The sequence below is a fragment of the Streptomyces sp. NBC_00019 genome (assembly GCF_045041015.1).
GTDB lineage: Bacteria > Actinomycetota > Actinomycetes > Streptomycetales > Streptomycetaceae > Streptomyces.
This window is the reverse complement of sequence record NZ_CP108302.1, coordinates 3444099-3465047: the sequence shown is the minus strand read 5'-3', so window position 1 is coordinate 3465047 and position 20949 is coordinate 3444099. Positions and strand designations below refer to the sequence as shown.

21 protein-coding genes, 1 tRNA gene and 1 pseudogene are annotated in these 20949 nt (G+C 71.0%); 9 read left to right on the top strand and 14 right to left on the bottom strand.

All coding sequences use genetic code 11. The annotated features are described in order from the left end of the window. Positions 1-19 precede the first annotated feature (19 nt). Positions 20-757, top strand: coding sequence for a Tellurium resistance (locus OHU89_RS16525; RefSeq protein ID WP_405643649.1), 738 nt, complete (start codon positions 20-22; stop codon positions 755-757). Between the two features lie 109 nt (positions 758-866). On the opposite strand, the gene OHU89_RS16520 is transcribed toward OHU89_RS16525, so the two are convergent. Then, positions 867-1655: a TerD family protein gene (locus tag OHU89_RS16520; protein ID WP_405643647.1), complete on the bottom strand. Its 789-nt coding sequence runs from the start codon at positions 1653-1655 to the stop codon at positions 867-869. Positions 1656-1851: 196 nt separating this feature from the next. Here OHU89_RS16520 and OHU89_RS16515 point away from each other — a divergent pair, with 196 nt between their 5' ends. Genes OHU89_RS16515 through OHU89_RS16505 form a run of 3 tightly spaced genes read left to right on the top strand, consistent with a single transcriptional unit; the run spans position 1852 to position 6376 of the window. Continuing rightward, entirely contained in the window at positions 1852-3018 is a 1167-nt protein-coding gene (locus tag OHU89_RS16515) for an HpcH/HpaI aldolase/citrate lyase family protein (protein ID WP_405643645.1), read from the top strand. A gap of 38 nt (positions 3019-3056) precedes the next feature. Then, positions 3057-5564 (top strand): phosphoribosyltransferase, encoded by a 2508-nt coding sequence (locus OHU89_RS16510; RefSeq protein ID WP_405643642.1) that lies wholly within the window; start codon positions 3057-3059, stop codon positions 5562-5564. After that, a complete protein-coding gene (locus tag OHU89_RS16505) occupies positions 5564-6376 on the top strand; it encodes an HAD family hydrolase (protein ID WP_266893077.1) in 813 nt (270 codons plus the stop codon). The genes OHU89_RS16510 and OHU89_RS16505 overlap by 1 nt, the downstream gene beginning before the upstream one ends. On the opposite strand, the pseudogene OHU89_RS16500 reads toward OHU89_RS16505, so the two are convergent. The 4 genes and pseudogenes from OHU89_RS16500 to OHU89_RS16485 all read right to left on the bottom strand — a co-directional run. Then, positions 6351-6602, bottom strand: a pseudogene (locus OHU89_RS16500) (DedA family protein); the annotation flags it as partial. The gene OHU89_RS16505 and the pseudogene OHU89_RS16500 sit on opposite strands and share 26 nt — an antisense overlap. A 379-nt stretch (positions 6603-6981) precedes the next feature. Then, complete coding sequence (locus tag OHU89_RS16495; protein ID WP_046259209.1) at positions 6982-7203, bottom strand: zinc ribbon domain-containing protein; 222 nt, start codon at positions 7201-7203, stop codon at positions 6982-6984. Positions 7204-7244: 41 nt separating this feature from the next. Then, the gene (locus OHU89_RS16490) at positions 7245-8615 is read right to left on the bottom strand and encodes a hypothetical protein (protein WP_405643639.1); all 1371 of its coding nucleotides are present in this window, start codon (positions 8613-8615) and stop codon (positions 7245-7247) included. A gap of 74 nt (positions 8616-8689) precedes the next feature. Then, positions 8690-9457, bottom strand: coding sequence for a DUF4097 family beta strand repeat-containing protein (locus OHU89_RS16485; RefSeq protein WP_405643636.1), 768 nt, complete (start codon positions 9455-9457; stop codon positions 8690-8692). Positions 9458-9663: 206 nt separating this feature from the next. On the opposite strand from OHU89_RS16485, the gene OHU89_RS16480 reads away from it, so the two are divergent. After that, a tRNA-Val gene (locus tag OHU89_RS16480) sits at positions 9664-9735 on the top strand. Between the two features lie 48 nt (positions 9736-9783). On the opposite strand, the gene OHU89_RS16475 is transcribed toward OHU89_RS16480, so the two are convergent. Next, positions 9784-10113 carry a hypothetical protein gene (locus OHU89_RS16475; RefSeq protein WP_405643633.1) on the bottom strand — a complete coding sequence of 110 codons (330 nt, stop codon included), beginning with the start codon at positions 10111-10113 and terminating at the stop codon, positions 9784-9786. A gap of 116 nt (positions 10114-10229) precedes the next feature. On the opposite strand from OHU89_RS16475, the gene OHU89_RS16470 reads away from it, so the two are divergent. Beyond that, positions 10230-10418 carry a hypothetical protein gene (locus OHU89_RS16470; RefSeq protein WP_405643630.1) on the top strand — a complete coding sequence of 63 codons (189 nt, stop codon included), beginning with the start codon at positions 10230-10232 and terminating at the stop codon, positions 10416-10418. Positions 10419-10461: 43 nt separating this feature from the next. Here the strand turns inward: OHU89_RS16470 and OHU89_RS16465 are convergent, their stop codons facing one another. Together OHU89_RS16465 and OHU89_RS16460 are read right to left on the bottom strand one after the other, a co-directional pair. Beyond that, positions 10462-11367 (bottom strand): ketopantoate reductase family protein, encoded by a 906-nt coding sequence (locus tag OHU89_RS16465; protein ID WP_405643627.1) that lies wholly within the window; start codon positions 11365-11367, stop codon positions 10462-10464. A gap of 67 nt (positions 11368-11434) precedes the next feature. Further along, the gene (locus OHU89_RS16460) at positions 11435-12190 is read right to left on the bottom strand and encodes an MBL fold metallo-hydrolase (RefSeq protein ID WP_405643624.1); all 756 of its coding nucleotides are present in this window, start codon (positions 12188-12190) and stop codon (positions 11435-11437) included. 59 nt (positions 12191-12249) lie between these two features. Between OHU89_RS16460 and OHU89_RS16455 the strand changes: the two genes are divergently transcribed. Beyond that, the gene (locus tag OHU89_RS16455) at positions 12250-12480 is read left to right on the top strand and encodes a DUF2277 domain-containing protein (protein ID WP_405643621.1); all 231 of its coding nucleotides are present in this window, start codon (positions 12250-12252) and stop codon (positions 12478-12480) included. A 91-nt stretch (positions 12481-12571) separates the two neighbouring features. On the opposite strand, the gene OHU89_RS16450 is transcribed toward OHU89_RS16455, so the two are convergent. The 6 genes from OHU89_RS16450 to OHU89_RS16425 all read right to left on the bottom strand — a co-directional run bounded on the left by OHU89_RS16450 (position 12572) and on the right by OHU89_RS16425 (position 18799). After that, entirely contained in the window at positions 12572-13174 is a 603-nt protein-coding gene (locus tag OHU89_RS16450; RefSeq protein ID WP_405654517.1) for a DedA family protein, read from the bottom strand. A gap of 184 nt (positions 13175-13358) precedes the next feature. Next, positions 13359-13811 carry a DoxX family protein gene (locus tag OHU89_RS16445; protein ID WP_266893098.1) on the bottom strand — a complete coding sequence of 151 codons (453 nt, stop codon included), beginning with the start codon at positions 13809-13811 and terminating at the stop codon, positions 13359-13361. Between the two features lie 87 nt (positions 13812-13898). Continuing rightward, the gene (locus tag OHU89_RS16440) at positions 13899-15788 is read right to left on the bottom strand and encodes an FAD/NAD(P)-binding protein (RefSeq protein ID WP_405643619.1); all 1890 of its coding nucleotides are present in this window, start codon (positions 15786-15788) and stop codon (positions 13899-13901) included. Between the two features lie 111 nt (positions 15789-15899). Then, the gene (locus tag OHU89_RS16435) at positions 15900-16304 is read right to left on the bottom strand and encodes a hypothetical protein (RefSeq protein ID WP_405643617.1); all 405 of its coding nucleotides are present in this window, start codon (positions 16302-16304) and stop codon (positions 15900-15902) included. Between the two features lie 135 nt (positions 16305-16439). Beyond that, complete coding sequence (locus OHU89_RS16430; RefSeq protein ID WP_405643615.1) at positions 16440-18083, bottom strand: alkaline phosphatase D family protein; 1644 nt, start codon at positions 18081-18083, stop codon at positions 16440-16442. Between the two features lie 71 nt (positions 18084-18154). Beyond that, on the bottom strand, positions 18155-18799 hold the full coding sequence (locus tag OHU89_RS16425) for an HNH endonuclease family protein (protein ID WP_405643613.1): 645 nt from the start codon (positions 18797-18799) through the stop codon (positions 18155-18157). 346 nt (positions 18800-19145) lie between these two features. On the opposite strand from OHU89_RS16425, the gene OHU89_RS16420 reads away from it, so the two are divergent. Both OHU89_RS16420 and OHU89_RS16415 read left to right on the top strand, forming a co-directional pair. Continuing rightward, the gene (locus tag OHU89_RS16420) at positions 19146-19727 is read left to right on the top strand and encodes a TMEM165/GDT1 family protein (protein WP_405643610.1); all 582 of its coding nucleotides are present in this window, start codon (positions 19146-19148) and stop codon (positions 19725-19727) included. 163 nt (positions 19728-19890) lie between these two features. Beyond that, on the top strand, positions 19891-20559 hold the full coding sequence (locus OHU89_RS16415) for an HAD-IA family hydrolase (protein ID WP_405643608.1): 669 nt from the start codon (positions 19891-19893) through the stop codon (positions 20557-20559). The last annotated feature ends 390 nt before the right edge of the window (positions 20560-20949 follow it).

The window sequence follows — 20949 nt, the reverse complement described above, 5'->3', positions numbered from 1 at the left end:
TGAACGTGGGGGCGGGATCATGGGCTTCTTGGACGGACTCTGGCGCGGACGCGCGGCCGACTTCGACTCGGGCAACGCGGCGACCAACTCGATCGTGCTGACCAAACGGCACGACCGGGTCTCCCTCAAGGAGCAGGGCGCCGAGACGGGCCATCTGCGCATCAACCTCGCCTGGCGGATGCGGACCTCCGACTTCGGCGGCTCGCAGCGGGAGAGCCTGCTCAGGCACCCCTTCAGGGCGCTCAAGCCGCCGGAGGTGATGGGGCACAGCCAGAGCATGGTCAACGTCGACCTCGACCTTGGATGCCTGTACGAGCTGGTCGACGGCACGAAGGGCGTCGTACAGCCCCTCGGCGGGTTCTTCGGGGACGTCAACTCGGCGCCGTACGTGAAGCTCAGCGGGGACGACCGGTTCGGGTCGGCGTCCGGGGAGACGATCTACGTCAACCTCGACCACAAGGACTCCATCAAGCGGATCCTGGTGTTCGTCTACATCTACGACCAGACGCCGGCGTTCGACCGTACGCACGCGATCGTGACGCTGTATCCGAGCAACGGGCCGCGCATCGAGATAGGCCTCGACGAACGTCACCCCCAGGCCCGCTCCTGCGCCGTCGTGATGATCGAGAACGTCAAGGGCGAGATCGTCGTCCGGCGCGAGGTGAAGTTCGTCTACGGGTTCCAGGCGGAGTTGGACCGGTTGTACGGGTGGGGGTTGCAGTGGGGCCGGGGCTTCAAGACGAAAGCGGAACGCTGACGCTGAGTCCTGGCCGCTTCGCCTGAGAGCTCGGGGCGCATGGTCCGACGGCGGCTGCCGGCTGTTCGTGGTTGATCGCGCAGTTCCCCGCGCCCCTGGGGTGTTCTCGTCAGCGCCCGATGAACTGGGGGCCCTGCGGGGGCAGCCGGAAGTCCGGGTCCGGGGTGACCGTGACCGGGGTCTGGGGGTAGCCGTAGGCGGGCTGGCTGGCCGGCTGCGGGTAGCCGTACGCCGGCTGGGTCGGCGGCGGGGACTGGGGGTAGCCGTAGGACGGCTGGGGCGGGACCGCTGTCGTGGGCTGCTCCGGGGGCAGGGGCTGGGAGAACTCCGGGGTCGGCTCCTGTGCCGCCGCTTCCGACTCGTCCACCGAGATGCCGTAGTCGCCGGCCAGGCCCTTCAGGCCGTCCGAGTAGCCCTCGCCCAGGGCGCGGAACTTCCAGCCGTCCCCGCGGCGGTACAGCTCCCCGCAGATCAGCGCGGTCTCCTGGCCGGTCTCCGGCTTGATGTCGAAGTAGGCCAGCGGCTCCCCGTCGGTGACCGCCGCGTCGTACAGCAGGATGCGCAAGCCCGTTACGCGGTCGAAGGTGACGTCCTCCGCCGATGCGACCACGAGAATCTGACCGATGTCGGGCTCGACACCGGACAGATCTGTCTGGATCGTGTCGGTGAGGCCCTCGGCGACACGCTTCTGGCCGAGGCGCCAGACCTTCCCGGAGGGGTGCCGGGGCTGGTTGTAGAAGACAAAGTCCTCGTCGGAGCGCACACGACCGCCGGGGCCGAGGAGCAGCGCGGAGGCATCGACGACCGGGACCCCCTGCCCGGGAGTCCAGCGCACCACGGCGCGCACCGTGGTGACTTCGAGCGGGACGTTCGACCCCTTCAGCATGGCGTGCGTCATGCGGTCATCCTGCCCTCTCGGTCCTGGTCACGACAACGCGGGGGTACGGGTTCCGCAAGAGAATCCGACCCGGTCGTGCGCGCCTGCGTTACCTGAAGTTCATGCCCGACGGGAACCCCTGACATGGGTTTGTACGTACTATTACCGGCCACCTGTGAACCGTTCACAGGAGGCCCAGCCGCCACGGGGGAGTCATATGCGTCATTTCGGGCACATCGCCCCTGAGGTGCGTCAGCGCCTCTTTCACCAGGAGCCGTGCGAGTTCGACGCGGACTCCTCGGCCCGGCTGCTCTCCGCGGCCCTGGGTGCCACGCTCTACAGCCCGGCCACCAGGCCGCGGCTCGCCGACGACATCCTGAAACAGGTCGGGCGTGGCGTGGTCTCGATGGTGCTGTGCCTGGAGGACTCGATCGGCGACGAGGACGTCGTGGACGCCGAGGAGAACCTCGTACGACAGTTCACGGAGCTCGCCGAGGGAGCGGTGGCCGATCTTCCGCTGCTCTTCATCCGGGTGCGCCACCCCGAGCAGATCCCCGACCTGGTCCAGCGGCTCGGTCCCGCGGTCCGGCTGCTGTCCGGGTTCGTCCTGCCGAAGTTCACCGAGGAGCGCGGCATCCCCTTCCTGGAGGCGCTCTCCGGCGCCGAGGCGGCGAGCGGGCGGCGGCTCTTCGCCATGCCGGTGCTGGAGTCGCCGGACCTGATGTACCGCGAGTCCCGGGTGGAGACCCTCGAGGGCATCGCCCGCGCGGTCGACAAGTACCGGGACCGGGTGCTGGCGCTCCGCCTCGGCGTGACCGACTTCTGCTCCTCCTACGGCCTGCGCCGGGCCCCCGACATGACCGCCTGGGACGTCCAGATCGTCGCCTCCGTGATCGCCGACGTGGTGAACATGCTGGGCCGGGCCGACGGCACCGGCTTCACGGTGACCGGGCCGGTCTGGGAGTACTTCCGCGTCCAGGAGCGCATGTTCAAGCCCCAGCTGCGCCGCAGCCCCTTCCTGGAGGGCCAGGCCGAGGAGCTGCGCGAGGCGCTCATCGAGCACGCCATGGACGGGCTGCTCCGCGAGATCTCCCTCGACCAGGCCAACGGTCTGATGGGTAAGACTTGTATTCACCCCTCGCACGTGCTCCCCGTGCACGCACTGTCGGTGGTCAGTCACGAAGAGTTCAGTGACGCGGCGGACATCCTGCGCCCGGAGCGCGGCGGCGGGGGAGTGCTGCGGTCGCAGTACACGAACAAGATGAACGAGGTGAAGCCGCACCGGGCCTGGGCCGAGCGCACCATGCTGCGCGCCGAGGTGTTCGGGGTGGCCAACGAGGACATCGGCTTCGTGGAGCTGCTCGCCGCCGGAATCCCCGACTGAGACACACAGTGGCTGGGTCGGTTACACACAAGGGACGCATGAACAACGCAGTGAACAACGAGGTGCCTGGCGGGACCTGGTCCGGAACCTGGGTCGCCGAGCGGCTCGGGGTCGAACTCCTGGGCGACGACACGCTGACCGACCTGCTGGGCCTCGCCCTGCGCCGCAACCCCAAGCGGGCCCATCTGCTGGTCTCCAACGTGCTCGGCAAGCACGTCCCGCAGTCACCGTCCGTGGTGTACGGCCACGGCTTGGCCCTCGGCCGCCGGGTCAGGGACCTCCTGGGCGCCGAGGAGGCGGCCCGCGCGGTCGTCCTCGGCTACGCCGAGACCGCGACCGGCCTCGGCCACTCCGTCGCCGACGGCATCGGCCTCGCCCCCTACCTCCACTCCACCCGCCGCCCGGTGCCCGGCGTGGCCACGGCGGGCGGCTTCGAGGAGTCCCACTCCCACGCCACCTCGCACCTGCTGCTCCCGGAGGACCCGTCCCTCCTGGTCGGCAACGGCCCGCTGGTCCTCGTCGACGACGAGTTCTCGACAGGCAACACGGTCCTGAACACCATCAGAGACCTTCACGACCGGTACCCGAGGGGCCGGTACGTGGTCGTGGCCCTGGTCGACATGCGCTCGGAGGCGGACGCGGGCCGCCTGGAGGAGTTCGCGCGCGAGATAGGCGCGAGGGTGGATCTGGTGGCGGCGGCGTCGGGCAGCGTAGGCCTGCCGGAAGGGGTGCTGGAGAAGGGTCAAGCTCTGGTCGCCGAGTACGAAGGTGCCCTAGGGGCGCGGGGCTGTGTTGAATCTGCGGCTACCGCCGCGCGGGCGCGACAAGCCCCCACCAGCCCGCAGCCGACACACAGCCGAGTCGACCTCCACTGGCCCCAGGGTCTCCCCGACGGCGGCCGCCACGGCTTCACCCCCCAGCACCGAATACGCCTGGACAACGCGCTGCCGACGATGGCCGCCCGCCTCGCCGAAGCCCTGCCGCAAGGCGCCCGCCGCGTCCACATCCTGGGCTTCGAAGAGCTGATGTACGCCCCCCTCCGCCTCGCCCGCGAGCTGGAGCAGATCACCGACGCCGAGGTCCGCTACTCCACCACCACCCGCTCGCCCGTCCTGGCCGTCGACGACCCGGGCTACGCGATCCGCACCCGCATCGCCTTCCCGGCCCACGACAACCCCGCGGACGGCCCCGGCGAGCGCTACGCCTACAACATCGCCGGCGCCGGCTTCGACGCGATCGTCGCCGTGATCGACTCCACCGCCGACACAGCGGAGCTCCACGCCCCCGACGGTCTGCTCGCGCAGCTGCACGCGCACACCCCGCAGGTGCTGCTCGCGGTGGTCCCGTCGTACGTCCCCGAGCCCCTGTACGTCCCCGAAAGGCCCCCGATGCTGCCCGAGCCCCTCCGCGGCCCCGCCTTCTCCTCGTACGCCCCGGAAGACGTCGGCTGGCTGCTCCAGGACCTCTCGGACGTGACGCTGGAGGCACCGACCGAGGAGCGCGAGGAGGCCATCCAGAGCGGCGGCGCGCACTACGCGGAGTCGCTGCCGGTGGAGTACCAGCCGAGCGAGCAGTACCAGCGGCTCTTCCACACCGCGCTGGACGGGTCGGCGGCGCGGCTCGCGCAGGCGGTCGGCGCGGTCACCGAGATCGTCCTCGCGGAGCGCTCGCCCCGCCCGGTGCTCGTCTCCCTCGCCCGCGCCGGCACCCCCGTCGGTGTCCTGATGCGCCGCTGGGCCCAGTTCCGGCACGGCCTGGACCTGCCGCACTACGCCGTCTCGATCGTGCGCGGACGCGGTATCGACGCCAACGCGCTGCGCTGGCTGGCCGCCCACCACGACCCGGCCGACGTGGTGTTCGTCGACGGCTGGACCGGCAAGGGCGCGATCACCCGTGAACTGGCGGACGCCGTCGAGGAGTTCGAGGAGTCCGACGGCATCACCGGCTTCGACCCGGAGATCGCCGTACTGGCCGACCCGGGCTCGTGCGTGAAGACGTACGGCACCCGCGAGGACTTCCTCATCCCCTCCGCCTGCCTCAACTCCACGGTCTCCGGCCTGATTTCGCGCACCGTGCTGCGCGCGGACCTCGTCGGCCCGAACGACTTCCACGGCGCGAAGTTCTACCGCGAACTCGCCGGCGCCGACGTCTCGGTGGAGTTCCTCGACGCCGTCGCCGCCACCTTCCCGGAGGTCGTGGACGCGGTGGACGCCCAGACCAAGGAGCTGCTGTCGAGCGACCGCGACCCGACCTGGGAGGGCTGGGCGGCCGTCGAGCGGATCAGCGAGGAGTACGGCATCCACGACGTGAACCTCGTCAAGCCCGGTGTCGGCGAGACCACCCGGGTGCTGCTGCGCCGGGTGCCGTGGAAGATCCTGGCGCGGGCCGGCGCGGGCGCCGACCTGGACCACGTACGCCTGCTGGCCGAACAGAGAGGTGTCCCGGTGGAAGAGGTCGACGAACTCCCGTACACCTGCGTGGGGTTGATCCACCCCAAGTACACGCGGGGCGCGACGGGCGCCGACGGCAAGGCGGTGAACGTCTGATGCCGGTGCTGGTGGCGAGCGACCTCGACCGTACGCTCATCTACTCCTCCGCGGCCCTCGCGCTGACCATGCCGGACGCGCGGGCGCCCCGGCTGCTCTGTGTCGAGGTGCACGAGAGCAAGCCGCTGTCGTACATGACGGAGACGGCCGCCGGACTGCTGGCCGAACTCGGCGACGCGGCGGTGTTCGTGCCGACGACCACGCGGACCCGTAAGCAGTACCAGCGCATCAACCTGCCGGGCCCGCCCCCGAAGTACGCGATCTGCGCCAACGGCGGGCATCTGCTGGTGGACGGTGTGACGGACGCCGACTGGCACGCGCGCGTGCAGGCCCGGCTGGCCGACGAGTGCGCGCCCCTGGACGAGGTGCGCGAGCATCTGCTGCGGACGGCCGACCCCGTATGGGTGCGCAAGCACCGGGTCGCCGAGGACCTCTTCGCCTACCTCGTCGTCGAGCGTGAACTGCTGACCGAGGACTGGGTGAAGGAGCTCGCGGTGTGGGCGGAGAACCGCGGCTGGACGGTCTCGCTCCAGGGCCGCAAGATCTACGCCGTCCCGAAACCGCTGACCAAGAGCGCCGCCATGCACGAGGTCGCCCGCCGCACCGGCGCGGAGCTGACGCTGGCTGCCGGTGACTCCCTCCTCGACGCCGACCTGCTGCTCGCCGCGGACAAGGCCTGGCGGCCGGGCCACGGCGAGCTGGCCGACGAGGACTTCACCGCTCCGACGCTCAGCGCGCTGCCCGAGCGGGGCGTGCTGGCGGGGGAGCGGATCCTGCGGGAGTTCCTCAGGACGACTCGGACACCTCGCTAGACGTGGGCCGCCGCAGCAGTCGTACGGCCAGGGAGGTCACGACTGCTACGGCGGCGAGCGCGAGGACGATCTTCGAGTACGTGGACACCAGGTCGGTGACCTGGGTCCAGTTGGCGCCCAGCGTGTAGCCCGCCATCACGAACGCCGTGTTCCACAGCGCGCTGCCCAGCGTGGTCAGGCCGAGGAAGACGGGCAGCGGCATGCGCTCGACGCCGGCCGGGACCGAGGCTCATCAGTCGGATTAGCGTTCCGTAGTGATCCTGTGGCAGATTGTCACGTGCGCGCCCGGCGCCCAGGCGACGTCGGGCACCCTCCTCGGTGGGACCGTGAGGCCCCACCGATCAGCGTCCGGGGGGACGTGCCACGAGGGCTGTCGGCTGCCGCCGTTCAGCACCAGGGCGCGAAGGCGATTGGCTCACATTCCTGAGCAGCACCGGGGATCCCTGGGTCAATCAGAGACGCTGCGGAAGATCGGGATCATCAGGCCGAAGAACACCGCCTTGGTGCCGTGTCCCCCGCGCCGGGCTGGGTCACCTCGCTCGGCAGCGGGGGAGGCCGATCACGGTAGGAAACCGCACCTGAAGGGTTCCCGAAGCCGCTGTCCGTCAGCCGCAGCAGCCCCCGCCGCAGCAACCGCCGCCGCCTCCGCCGGAGCGGGGCGCCTGGGCCGGTGCGGAGGCCGAGCCGCCGACGGCCACCGTCGACAGGAGCTTCACCGTGTCGTCGTGGCCGGCCGGGCAGTCCGCGGGGGCGGCGGACTCCGCCATCGGACGACTCAGTTCGAACGTGTCGCCGCAGGTCCGGCAGCGGTACTCGTAGCGAGGCATGCGCACAGGTTAACCGGCGGCGGCCGACGGCTGTAGAGGCGTCAGTGCCCCGCCCCGCGCTCCTCCCGGATCTGCGACACCACCCGCGCCACCGTCTGCCGCACCGCCTCCGTCTCCGTGAGGAAGTGCCAGTAGTCCGGGTGGCGGCCCTCCAGCGTGCCGATCGCCCGCTCCAGCCGGGCCACGGAGTCGTCCAGGGGGCGGGCGTGACGCGGATCGGGGGTGTTCCGGCCCGTCATGGCCAGCCGCTGCGCGTCGCGGATCGCGAAGCGGGTGCGGTCGATCTCCTGCTGGGGGTCCTTCTGTACGGCGTTCAGGCTCCGCAGCCGGTCGCCCGCCGCGGAGACGGACTCGTCGGTGCTGTTCAGCAGGGCCCGTACGGTCGACAACAGGGCGGTCGCGTCCGGCCAGCGCTGCTCTTCGCGGGCGACGCGGGCCTCCGTGAGCTTGCGCTCGGCCTGGCGTACGTTCTCCGCGGCCTGGTCCGGGACCTGCTGGAGGTCCTGCCAGCAGGCCGCGGTGAAGCGCCGCCGCAGCTCGCTCAGGACCGGGTCGACCTGGCCCGCGCGGGTGGTGAGGGCCTGGGCGCGGGTGCGCAGGGAGACGAGCCGGTGGTCGATCTCGGCGGCCTTCTCGGGCAGCCGCTCGGACTCGACCCGGACCGTCTCGGCCTCCCGGGCGACGCGCTCGGCGCGCTCCAGGGTGTCCGGGACGCCGTGCTGCCCGGCGCCCTGGTTCAGCTTGGTCAGCTCGGGGCCGAGGGCGGCGAGCCGGGCGGCGAGGTCGTCGGCCTTCAGGCCCGACTGCCGTACGGCGTCAAGGGCGTTGGAGGCGGCCAGCAGTCCCTGCCTGGCCCGTTCGACGGCGGGGGCGAGGCGAACCAGTTGGGTCTCGGCCTTGCCGAGGAGCGGACCGAGGCTGTCGCCGAAGCGGTCCAGCTCCCGCTTGACGTTGGCGAGCTCGTCCTTGGCCTTGGTGAGCTCGGTGCGCGCGCGTACGGCGACCGACGCCTCCAGGTCGTCCCGGTCGAGGTCGTGCGCGTCGACGGCCTCGATGTACTGGTGACTGGCCTCGTCGATCCGCCTGCTGATCGCCTCGAAGTCGGCGACCGCGCGCCGGGCGGCGGGGGAGTCGTCGACCGCGGTGATGGTCTCTATCGAGATCCGCAGATCGCGCTGGGCGGTGTCGAGTTCGTAGAACGCGGCCGCGGCGGCGTCCTTCGCGGCCTGCGCCTCGGCCCGCTGGCTCTCGGAGCGTCCCCCGAACCAGCGCCGGGTGCCGCCGCCGGCGAACGCGGCCGGCAGCGCGAGGACGGCGACCAGTGGCAGAGCGATGAGAGTGAGCGTGTCGCGCAGCGCATGATGTGCGCGCGGCTTCGACGGCGAGTACGGCTGCGCTGGTGTCGCCGTCACATCCCTCTCCCGTGCTGTGTCCGTCCTGGCCCGGTGTCATTCTCCCACCGGTTAAGGACGAACACACGGGCCCGTTAGTTCGCGGTCCGGACCGTGACTTTGCCGTCGCCGGTGCGGGCGGTGATGACGTGCGAGCTGGAGTCGGCCCGCGGCACGGACACGTCCACCCCGCCGTCGCCGGTCTGGGTGGTCACCTTGTACGTGGCCTCGGGGACGTCGATGGTCACGGAGCCGTCGCCGCTCCTGGACTCCACGCGGTCCGGGACGGTGCCCAGTTCGAGGTGGACCGAGCCGTCGCCGGTCTCGGAGCGCACGTCGCGCGAGGTGACGTCGGCGCGTACGGAGCCGTCGCCGGTCTTCAGGTCGAGCGGCCCGCTGGAGTCGGTGACATGCACCGATCCATCCCCCGTACGAATGCTCAGCGCGTCCTCGAATCCCCTGGCCCGCACGCTCCCGTCCCCGTCCTGGACCTTCACGGAGACGCCGCGCGGGACCTCGATGCGGTGCTTGGCCGCGCAGTCGGCGACCACGCCGGTGCACTTCATCCGCAGCTTCAGCGTGTCGTCCGTCATCGACCAGGTGACCTTCGGGTCCTTGCCGAGGGCGACCGTGCCCTGGAACCAGCGGGTGACCTCGATCCGGCCCGCCTTGTTGTCGTCGGCGGCGACGATCTCCAGCGCCGAGTCGTCGGAGTCGATGGTCAGCGTCCTCCCCTCCAGCGCGAACGACCGCTGGTCCGGATCCTTGTCGTCCCCGGCGGACGCACCGCAGGCGCTGACGCCCGCGATGAGAGCGACGGCGCCGGCGGCGAGGACCATGCGAGCGGTGGCGGTACGTGCCATTGGGATCTCCCCCTGAGCCAGAATGATGAGGCTCTTCGACCGTACGGAGCGGGGCGCCGCCGCGGGATCCGGGACGCTCCCGGATCCGGGGTGGGGAAAACCCCCGGGTCGACCCTGAGATCCGGCTCCCGCGATACGCGTTTGCAGGACACGGCCCCGGGCAAGGTAGTCTGTCGACTCGTCCCGAGCGCGGATGTTCGGGACCCGGGTGCGTAGCTCAGGGGTAGAGCGCCTGCCTTACAAGCAGGATGTCGGCGGTTCGAAACCGTCCGCGCCCACACCGAAAGAAGACCCCGGCCGATCACGGCCGGGGTCTTCTTCGTTTCTCAGCCGTCCTCCTGCGCGTGCTTCAGCGTCATGCGGGCGTCCACGCGCTCCCCGCCGACGACCTCCGCCCAGAAGCGGTGGCCGGTGATGAAGACGGCGAGTTCGTGTTCGCGCTGTCTGAGCTTTTCGACCTCGGCCTGTTCGTCGGGTGTCCAGCCGGGGGAGGCGGGGCGTTCCACCTTGCGCCAGCCCGCGGTGTCGCTGAAGCCGTCCAGGGGCTCGACCGACCAGGGCAGTCGCTTGAGCAGGGCCGACAGCTCGGCCCGGACCTGATGCAGCTCCTCCTGACCGGCGAGGAGGTCACTCGGAAAGTCATAGGTCGTAGCCACGCCGCAATGCTACGCCTGTTCGATTTAGGGGTGCGAGTTTCTGGGGGTAGTTCATGTGTTCGGGTGAAGGGGATCTGAGAAGATCACCGGAACCGTACGAACGCAGGGGTGGGGACATGACCGTTCTGGTGCTGGTGGGCGTTCTGGGTCTCGCCGTCTTCGGGTGTGTGTGCGTGGTGTGGGCGGAGCGCGGCGGGCCGACCTGGGTCCGCGCCGTGGCGGCCGTGACGGTCGGCCTGGGCAAGGTGCTGCAGAGCTCGGGGAAGCAGAGGGGCGGGAGCTCGTCGTCCGGCGGCGACGACTGACGAACTCATCGCCGCCGTGGGAAACGGCCCCGCGCCCCCAGCGTCAGTGACCGGCTTCCCTCAACTCCCGTACCAGGCGCGTCGCCACCGGTACCGGTACCCCGTGGTGGGCCGCCGCGCGGAGCAACGCGTCGCCGATCGCGTCCAGTTCGAGGGGGCGGCCGGCCTCGGCGTCGCGTTGCATGGAGGACTTGGTCTGCGGGGGGAACGCGTCGTAGCGGGCCAGGGCCTGGGCCGGGTCCGTCGCGGCGCCCGAGGCGCGGCTCACCGCGGCGGTCTCCTCGACGAGTGCCGTCAGCTCCTCGCGGTGGCGGGTGCGTACGTCGCCCAGGGGGAGGGCGTACCGCGTGGTGAGGAGGGCGAGCGGGGCCAGGAACGACATCTTGGCCCACAGTGCCGCCGTCTCGTCCGGCAGCACCCGGGTGGTCGGACCGGCAGAGCCCAGAGCGCCCGCCAGCGTCTCCAGGCGCTCCTTCGCCACCCCGTCGCCGGTCAGGTCGATCTCCGCGAACGGGCTGCCGTGCACGATGTCCCCCGGTGCCACCCGCGTCGACTCCACACGGATCACCGCCGGGGCCACCACGTCCTCGCGATAGCGGGTCCGCAGCGTCGCCGGATGCTCCACACCGTTCAGGAACGGCACCAGGAGCGCATCGCCCAGCGCCGCCGGCGGAACGCGGTCCAGGGCGGCCTCGAGCGCAGTGTGCTTCACCGCGACCAGGCAGACGTCCACCGGTACCCGCAGCTCGGTGTCCGCCTCCACCTCGGCCGTGAAGTCCCCGAACAGACCGCTGCGGACCCGGATCCCGGAGGCCCGCAGGGTCGCGGCCGTCTCGTCCCCGGCCAGGCAGATCACCCGGTGCCCGGCCCGCGACAGCAGTCCGGCGAGCAGGCCGCCGATGCCGCCCGGGCCCAGCACGGCCACGGTCAGTTTCTCGTCGTGCGTCATCAGACGAAGTCCCTTCGTCGGTCGGCCCCTTGAGTGGTGGCCGCCTCGGAACGGATCATCGCAGACGTCAGAGCCGTACGGACTCCCCGGGCGCCAACAGGTGCAGTCGCTCCGTCAGTCCGGCCTCCGCGAAGGCCTTCGTCAGCGTCGGTCCGTCCTGTGTGAAGTGGCCCCAGTGCTCGAAGTGCAGCGGTACGACATGCCGGGCGCCCAGGATCGTCGTCGCCTCGGCCGCCTGCTCGCTGGTCAGGGTCAGGGTCGCGTCCGGTACGAGGGGAGTGCGTGCCGCGCCCGCGAACAGCAGCGCCACGTCGAAGGGGCCCTCGCGGTCGGCGATCTCCCGGACCCGGTCGAGGGAGGCGTTGTCGCCGCTGACGTACACCTTGGGCAGTCCCTCCCCGGACAGTACGAAGCCGGTGACCTCGCCGACGAAGGGTTCGGAGCCCTCGGGTCCGTGCAGGGCGGGGACGGCGGTGACGCGTACGCCGCCCACCTCCACGCTCTCCCACGCGGGCAGGGCGCGGACGGGGGCGCCCAGGCGCTCGTGGGCGGAGGCGGTCGACAGGACGAGGGGGACACCGGCGAGGTAGGCGCGGCCCGCGCCGTCCAGGTTGTCGGGGTGCTGGTCGTGGGAGAGCAGCACGGCGTCCACCGCGCCGAGGTCCGCCGCCGTGAGCGCCGGGCCCGTCGTCTTCACCAGCGCGCGGGAGCCGATGGGGTACTCACCGGGCGCGTCGAAGGTCGGGTCGGTGAGGAGACGCAGGCCCCCGAGAGACAGAACGGCGGTCGGGCCGCCGACGTAAGAGATCTCCACTGTCGTCATGCTCCACACAATTCCGCGGACGCCCGGCGCTATTCCCCGGTCGGGGCGAGACTGGGGGTATGTGCCGCAGCATCAAGACCCTTCGCCCGCCCGCGTTGCCCGAGGAGGCGACGGATGACGAGATCCGCGCCGCCGCCCTCCAGTACGTACGGAAGGTGTCCGGCTTCCGGGCGCCGGCCGCACACAACAAGGAGGTCTTCGAGCGGGCGGTAGCCGCGGTGGCCGAGGCCACGGCCGAGCTACTGGCCGACCTGGAGGTCCGAGGCACCACCGCACAACGCGCCGGGTAGCCGGTCAGCCGGGCCGTCGACGGCCCGGCAATCGGCAGATCCGTCCCACGTCCGCCGATCCCTCACGCCGTGAGCCGGCGGGCGCGCGGCGCTATGCCGGCCGGCGGCGCATCACGAATGCCGCTCCGGCTCCCGCGGCGGACAGGGCCAGTACCGAGACGCCGGTCGCCAGCCATGTCGTGCCCAGCCACTGGGCGCCGTAGTAGCCGAGGGCGACGCTGTACGCCGCCCAGGCCAGGCCCGCGAGGGCGGACCAGGGGAGGAACTCCCGGACTCGGCGGTGGGCGGCGCCCGCGACGAAGGAGACGACCGAGCGGCCGGCCGGGGCGAAGCGGGCGAGGACGACCAGGGGGCCGCCGCCGCGGGCGAGGGCGGAGCCGAGACGTTCCTGCGCCGAGGTGAGGCGGCGGGAGCGGGCGATGGCCCGGTCCAGGCGGGCGCCGCCGCGCCAGGCCAGCCGGTACGCGACCAGATCGCCGAGCACCGAGGCCGTCGCGGCGACCACGGTGAGCAGCAGGAGGTCGGGAACCTCGCCGGGGACCTTGCCGGTCGCCGCTCCGGTGCCCGCCGCCGCGGCCGTGGCGGCCGTGATGACCAGAACGCCGCTCGGCAGGACCGGCAGGAACACGTCCAGCAGCACTGACGCGGCCACCATCGCGTAGATGATTCCTGGGCTGCCGGTCAGCACGCCCATACTCCCGAGACTCTCGAACACCGTCACTCCCCGTTTTCCCCCGTAACAGCCCTACAGCGTACGCCCGAGGTGTGACAGGAGATTCATGGGGGGCGCGTGTGTTCGGCACAGCATGTTCACCCGGCCGACACGTATCGGCGCCCGCCCCCACGCGGGGACGGGCGCCGTCGGGTGCGGGTGTGGCTCAGGCGGCCACGGGTGCCCGGTCCGAGGCCGGCCGCTCGGCGGCGGCCGAGCGCTTCTGGAACAGCCGGTCGAGCCCGAAGGCGCCGGAGCCGGTGAAGACCAGCAGCAGGAAGGCCCAGCAGAACATCGCCGCGCCCTCACCGCTGTTCTCGATCGGCCACAGGGCGTTCGGCTGGTGCACCTTGAAGTAGGCGTAGGCCATTGCGCCCGAGGCGATGAACGCGGCGAAGCGGGTGCCCAGGCCGATCAGGACGAGGGAGCCGCCGACGAGCTCGATCACGGCCGCGTACCAGCCGGGCCAGGTGCCCAGCTCGACGGTGCCGCCCTTGCCGTCCGCGCCGCCGAGCACTCCGAAGAGCGCGACGGCGCCGTGGCTGGTGAAGAGCAGTCCGACGACGATGCGGAACAGGCCGAGGACGTACGGCTGGGCGCTGTTGAGGCGTCCGGTCATGTGGGGGGTACTCCTACGGTCGGGCCGGTCCCTGGGGTGGACCGGTCGGGGGACGGAACCGAGCGAGCACCCCCACGTTAGGTCGGACTAATCGATACTTACAAGTTCAACATTTGGCCACGGCTTTGCTTCCGTTTGGCCTTCCGTTCCTGCTGTAGTCGCACGTAGAGCCGCTCGCGCCACCGCGTCGGCGTCCGAAAGCGTGACCGAATCCACACCCGGACGCGCGCCCGCCGCGGTCACCCAGTGCACACCCTCCGTCGGCACCCCGAACGCGAACCGCCTTGTGTGCGCGTGTCCTTGACGGTCGATCAGGCGATATGGGCGGGGTGTCACGTCCAGTCCGCCGGTCTCGTATCCGTCGACCGAGTGCGGCCGGCACTGTCCGGTCTTCAGCAGCCGGGCGAGGAGACCGTCGGCCGTGCGCCGCAGATTCGGTTCTGGAAGCCGTGCCTCTATGAGCGTCGTCACGCGTACGCCGGACCCGTGGACGTCGGGCGAGTGCGCCACCCAGGCCCCGTCCTCCGCCCGGACCTCCAGGCGCGGCCCGAGCACCTCCACCACACCCGCCTCCATCAGTGCCACCAGCTCCTCGATCCGGCGCCGGGGCGGGCCGATGGACAGGAAGGCGTTGAGCGGGGTGTACCAGCGGTCGAGGTGGTCCCGGCGGGAGGCGCCGGCGATGCCGCCGTGGTCGACGGTCAGCCGGAGTTCGTTGCGCAGGTCGCGCAGCACGTCGAGGGCTGCCTTGAGCGGGCCGTCCGCGTTGCCGAGGGCGGCCTGCGCGGCGTCCTCGCGCAGATGCGCCAGCAGCCACTCGCGCCAGCGGCCGGGGTGGGTGAAGGCGCGTCCCGTGTACGGGCGGGAGATCCGGTCCCAGCTCCAGCGGTCGGCGTCCGGGATCCCGAACTCGTCGAGGATCAGCGCCTCTTGGGGGTCGCGGTGGGGGACGGCGAGGAAGCGGTCGGCGAGGTCCGGTCGCCGTACGAGCGCCGCGTAGTAGACCGTCTCCACCTCCTTCGCCACCAACGGCCATATCTCGGCGAGGAAGTCGGGCGCCTCACCCGAGTCGGCACGCTTGCGGAAGCCCGCTATGACCTCCGGCGTCAGGACGAGCGGGGTGTGACGGCCGTACGGCCCCTTCGCGTTGTCGCCACGGGCCTGGTAGGGGACGCCGCGCCGGGACCCGGCGTACAGACGGGGCTCGCGGCCGGAGGGGACATACCGCAGCCCGCGCCGATCACGCACGAAACGGCCGCCGCGGCCGGTCGTCAACAGGGCGGTGTGATCGAAGAAGTTGAGGCCGAGGCCGCGCAACAGCACCGGTTCGCCCGGGGAGACGGGGGAGAGGTCGACGTCGGCCGGGTTGGCGGGCGGGACATGGAGCAGGCCGTGATTCTCGGCGTACGACGAGATGGTCCGCTGCGCCGCGTCGGGGGCGGTCGGCAGATGGCCCTGGGCGAGGACGACGGCGGACAGGCCGGTCAGTTCACGGCCGTCGTCGAGGGTGAGGACCTGACGGCCGTCGGGGGCGTCGTCGAGCCGTAGCGCACGGGCCGTGTGCGTCCGTATCCGGACGCCGGGCGGCGCCTCGCGCACCGTGCGGGCGAACACCCACTCCAGATAACGGCCGTAGTGGGCACGGGTCGGATACTCGTCCGGGCCCAGCTCGCCGGCCGCCCACTCGTGCAGGCTGGGGCCGGGGCGGACGGGTCCGGAGCAGTCGACGCTCTCGTCGGTGAACAGGGTCACCTGACAGGCCACGGTGTTCATCAGGAGGTCCGCCGGCTGCGCGGTGCGCCAGACGCGGCCGGCGCCGGGCGGTGCCGGGTCGACCACGTGGACGGTGAGCCGGGCGCCGGGCGGGAGCAGTTCCGGCGCGGAGGCACAGAGGCGTTCCAGGACGCTGGTCCCGCGCGGTCCGGCACCGACCACGGCGACGGAGACGGGCGCACAGGCCGTGGTCGGTGCGGACAAAACGGGGACTCCCGGGCGTGTGGGGGCGCTTGGCAGCAGACCGCCCACCGGAAGCGGACGGTCCGCCTCATCATGCCTGCCGCACGCCGGCCGGGCGTCAGGTACCCCGGATTACGCGTTGCCGGTGGCGATGGAGAGCCACGGGGTCCAGGTCGAACAGTTCTCCCAGCCGATGTCGTTGGAGTAGTTGCGCAGACACACCTTGATCCGGACCTTGTAGTCCTCGTCGAAGTTGTAGTTGCACTCCTCGCGGCCGGTGAACGCGCCGCCGGTCGCCTTGCACTCGCCCTCGCGGCCGTAGTTGGTCTCCCAGCGGGTGACGGCGCTCTTGTGGTCCTCCCCGATGTCGTTCGCCATGATCCAGTCGCCCTCGGCCTGGAAGGCACCCTCGCCCGCGTTGTCGGAGGTGTACGCGTGCTGCGGCCATCCCGTCGGGTACCAGGTGGCGTGGGCCGGTACGGCCATGAGGAGGACGCCCGCTCCGGCGGCGCCGAGCGAGATGCTGATCTTCTTCAACAAGGCTTGTCCTTCGAGCAGTTGGGCCGTATGTGGGGGCCCAAGGTCGAGTGAGCATATGTTCGATTGCATGCCTGCTGAAGATGCAACTGTGCCCAACTCGCCCTTCTCAAGGCTCACTTGTGCACAGCCCGGTCACTTCTCGCTCAGCACCGACTCCGACACCACGGTCAGCCGCGCCTTCCCGCCCCGCACGGCTCGCGCCTGCTCCAGCCGCAGTTCTGCCGAACGCCCGCGCATGGCCAGCGTCATGAGCTGGTTGCCGAACCAGGGGCCGCCCGTCCGCCGCCAGTCCACCGACGGCTGGGGACAGGCTCCGTGTCCGGCGAACCGGCGCCCGAGAAAGCGGCCCACCGCGCTCCACCCGAAGCGGAAGCCGAGGCGTATCGAAAGCGGGATGGAGTTGTGGACGGGGGAGCAGGTCAACTGCAGCACCCGCGCATCGGGCCCGCTCCCCTCCGGCCACCTCGGCTCGGCGATGTACGCGTGATGGACGTCGCCCGACAGCACGCACACCGTCGCCGGCGCGTCAGGGCCCGATCCCGCCTCCGCGATGAGCTCCACCAGCGCCTCGAAGGACGCCGGGAACGCCGCCCAGTGCTCCAGGTCCGCCCGCCGCCGCAGATCCTCCCCGAACCGCGCCCAGCGCGCCCCGCGTTCACCCCGGCACAGCGCCGCGTTCCACGCCTCGGCGTCGTGCACCAGATGCGGCAGCAGCCAGGGCAGCGAGGTCCCGATCAGGAGATGGTCGTACGACCCCGGCCCGTCCAGCACCTGCTCGCGCACCCATCGCGCCTCACCGGGGTCGAGCATCGACCGGTTCTCCTCGTCGAGGACCCGCGCCGCCCGGCTGTCGACCATCACGAGCCGCACGCGCCCGAAGTCCCGCCGGTAACTCCAGCGCACGGAGGCCGGATCGACGTCGGCCCTGCAGGCGAAGGCGCGCAACTCGTCGGTACCGTCCGGGGTTTCGCGCAGGGCGGCGTAGAGCGGGTCGGAGTCGAGCTCCGCCGGGGACAGGTTCCCGAGGTGCTGATGCACCCAGTACGACATCAGCCCGCTCAGCACCCGCTCCCGCCACCACGGGGTGGCCCGCATGTCCTCCACCCAGGAGGCGGAGGTGTTCCAGTCATCGATCACGTCGTGATCGTCGAAGATCATGCAACTGGGCACGGTGGACAGCAGCCACCGGATCTCGGGATCGAGCCAGGACTCGTAGTAGAGGTGGGTGTACTCCTCGTAGTCCGCGACCTCGCTGCCCGGCGGATCGCTCAGATCCCGGCGCGCGGCGAGCCAGCGGCGGGTCGCGGGGGACGTCTCGTCGGCGTAGACCTGATCGCCCAACAGCAGCAGCACGTCGGGCCGTTCACGGTCCGGGTCGGTCGCGATCCGGGCCGCCAGGGTGTCCAGGGCGTCCTGGCCGACGGGATCCGGCTCGCCGTGGGGAGGAGCGGCCCAGCGGCAGGACCCGAAGGCGACGCGGACGGTGTCGCCGTCGGCCGGCGTGCGGATGACGGAGTCCGGGAACGGGGAGTCGGGCAGCGGCCACACGCGTACTCCGTCGAGCAGGACCTCGTACGACGACGAGGTCCCCGGCGTCAGACCGGTGACCGGAACCAGGGCGTAGTGATGGCCTGAGACCTGAAAGGTCTGGGTCTTACCGCCCGCCCCGCCCGCGCAGCGCACCTCGGCGGCGCACGGACGGCTCGCCTCGACCCATACGGTCGCGGACGAGCCGTCGGCATACCTGAGCAGCGGTCCCAACCGAAGTCCGGCCACGTGATCCTCCTCCGTCGCCCCGTACGGTACGGAACGACGGAGGCCGGCGGGGAGGTTCCGTCACTGAATCGTCAGCAGCTGGCCAGGTAGCTGGTGAGCGCGCTCTTCTCCGCGGAGTCCACGGACAGGTCGTAGTAGTACTTCACCTGGACCCAGGCGCGGACGTAGGTGCAGCGGTACGAGGTGACCGACGGCATCCACTCGGCCGGGTCCTGGTCGCTCTTGGCCTGGTTGACGTTGTCCGTGACGGCGATGAGCTGCGGACGGGTCAGGTCGTTGGCGAAGTTCTGGCGCTTGGTGGAGGTCCAGCTGTCGGCGCCGGAGTCCCAGGCCTCGGCCAGCGGCACCAGGTGGTCGATGTCCAGGTCGGAGGCGGCGGTCCAGGTGGCGCCGTCGTAGGGGGAGTACCAGGTGCCGCTGGTGGCGGCGCAGGCGGAGCTGGTGACGACGTTCGTACCGTCCCGCTTCAGGACCGTCTCACGGGTGTTGCAGGTGCCGGAGATGGTGATCCAGTGGTTGAACAGGTCGCGGTCGTAGCCGGTGCGGTCCTCCGTCGCCACGGTGAGGGAGGCGAGGTAGGTGCGGGCGGTGGCGGCGCTGACCGGGGTGGGGAGGGCGGCGGAGGCGGTCGGACCGTTGAAAAGTCCGACCGAGGCTATGAGACCGGTGAGCGCCGCGAGTATGCTGAGCCGTCGACGCGCGTAGAACTTCGCCATGCGAACTCCCTTTGAGGGGTGGGGGTGTTGGAGCGCGAGCGAGGGAACTCTCGCGGCTCCGCGTTGCGGGGAGGTGTGCGTTGGGTTAGAAGTTAGTGACGCGTACATGACACGACAAGGTTTACGGCGAAACGATCTCGTATGATTGACGGAGTTGAAGGGGAGTAGCTCTTCGCCGGACCGTCGACATACTGCTCAGCTCGTCTGAGCCGGCGCCCGGAGGCAGGTCATCCGTGACCGGCCAGCGAGACCTTCGGCCAGTAGTGCACTGACTGTGTGCTGCCGTGCCGAGGTGTCGTGTCGCAGTAACACTCTCGGTGGGGCAGCCCCGACCGATTGAGGAACCTTGATCAGCTTCACCGTGATGGCCGTCGTCTTCGGCGTCGTCTTCCTCGCAGAGTTGCCGGACAAGACCGCGCTGGCGGGTCTGGTCCTGGGCACCCGCTATCGCGCGTCGTACGTCTTCGCGGGCGTGGCGGCGGCCTTCGCCCTCCATGTGGCGCTGGCCGTGGCGGCGGGCAGCGTGCTCACGCTCTTGCCGCAGCAGATCGTGCACGCGATCACAGGCGTCCTCTTCCTGGGCGGTGCCGCGGTGCTGCTGATGAAGAAGGACGAGGACGAGGACGAGATCCGTCGCCCGGAGAACCAGTCCTTCTGGAAGGTCGCGGGAGCCGGCTTCATGCTCATCCTGGTCGCGGAGTTCGGCGACCTGACGCAGATCATGACGGCGAATCTGGCCGCCCGCTACGACGATCCGCTCTCCGTCGGTCTCGGTGCGGTGCTCGCGCTCTGGGCGGTGGCCGGGTTGGGCATCGTCGGTGGAAAGGCGCTGATGAAGCGGGTGCCGTTGCGGTTGATCACGAAGATGGCGGCGCTGCTGATGCTCGGGCTCGGGCTGTGGAGTCTGTGGGAGGCGGTCACCGGGTGAGCTGAACGGTGAGTGAACAGTTTCGGGATGCGCTGGCGCAAAGCGGGCCCGGTTTTGTACCGTAGAGAAACAAAGTGGCTCCCCGCCCGTTTTCCCTGACCGGCGGGTGGGGGCCGCCTTGTCCCTCCGGGTCACCCCCGGTCCCCGCGCCTTGGAGCTGCCGATGACGGCCACCGCCGTGCCCACCGTGCTGACCGCCCGCGCCCTCCTGCTCGACATGGACGGCACCCTTGTGAACTCCGATGTCGTCGTCGAGCGCTGCTGGCGGCGGTGGGCGTCGCGGCACGGGTTGGACGGCGACGAGGTCATGAAGGTCGTCCATGGGCGGCAGGGGTACGCGTCGATGGCGTTGCTGCTGCCGGACCGGCCGATGGAGCAGAACCACGCGGACAATGCGGTGATGCTTGCCGAGGAGACGGCGGACATGGAGGGCGTGGTGGAGATACCGGGGGCGTCGGAGTTTCTGGCGTCCTTGCGTGGTGTGCCGCATGCGCTGGTGACCTCGGCGGATGTCGACCTCTCCACGGCGCGGATGGCTGCGGCCGGTCTGCGACTGCCGGACATTCGGATCACAGCCGAGTCCGTGGGCGCCAGCAAGCCGGATCCGGAGGGCTTTCTGAAGGGGGCCGCGGAGTTGGGGCTGGCGCCGGAGGACTGCATCGTCTTCGAGGACTCCGGGGCGGGGATCGCTGCGGGGCGCGCTGCCGGGATGCGTGTGGTCGGCGTCGGGTCGCGGGCCGACGTCTACGACCCGGACGTGGTCGTCCGTGACCTGACCCAGGTCCGTGTGGAGCCCACGGCGGACGGGACGATACGGCTGTACGTCCGCTAGGCCGGTGCCTGGGCCGGCCTGGGGCCTTTTTCGCCCCCGCCGCCCCTACCCGTCCCATCCTCCAGGGGCCGCTGCCCCTTCGACCCCGCCCCCAGGGGGCTCCGCCCCCTGGACCCCCATCGGCCCCAAAGGGCCTCGTCCTCAAACGCCGGACGGGCTGAAAGACCTGGACCGGCGTCGAGGGGCGGAGCCGCCTGTGGGTGGGTGGGGGATCGGGGCGACAGGCCCTCGTTGCCGAACGCCGGGCGGGCTGAATGACACGGGATCGGGATGGCTGCCCCCGTCCTCTGACGCCGGACCGGCCGGTCCGTAGAGCCGTCTCCTGTGGCGCCCGGCGGGGCACCGCCCGCGCTTGCGCAACGGCGAGCAGGGGACGTACCGGGGGGTGTC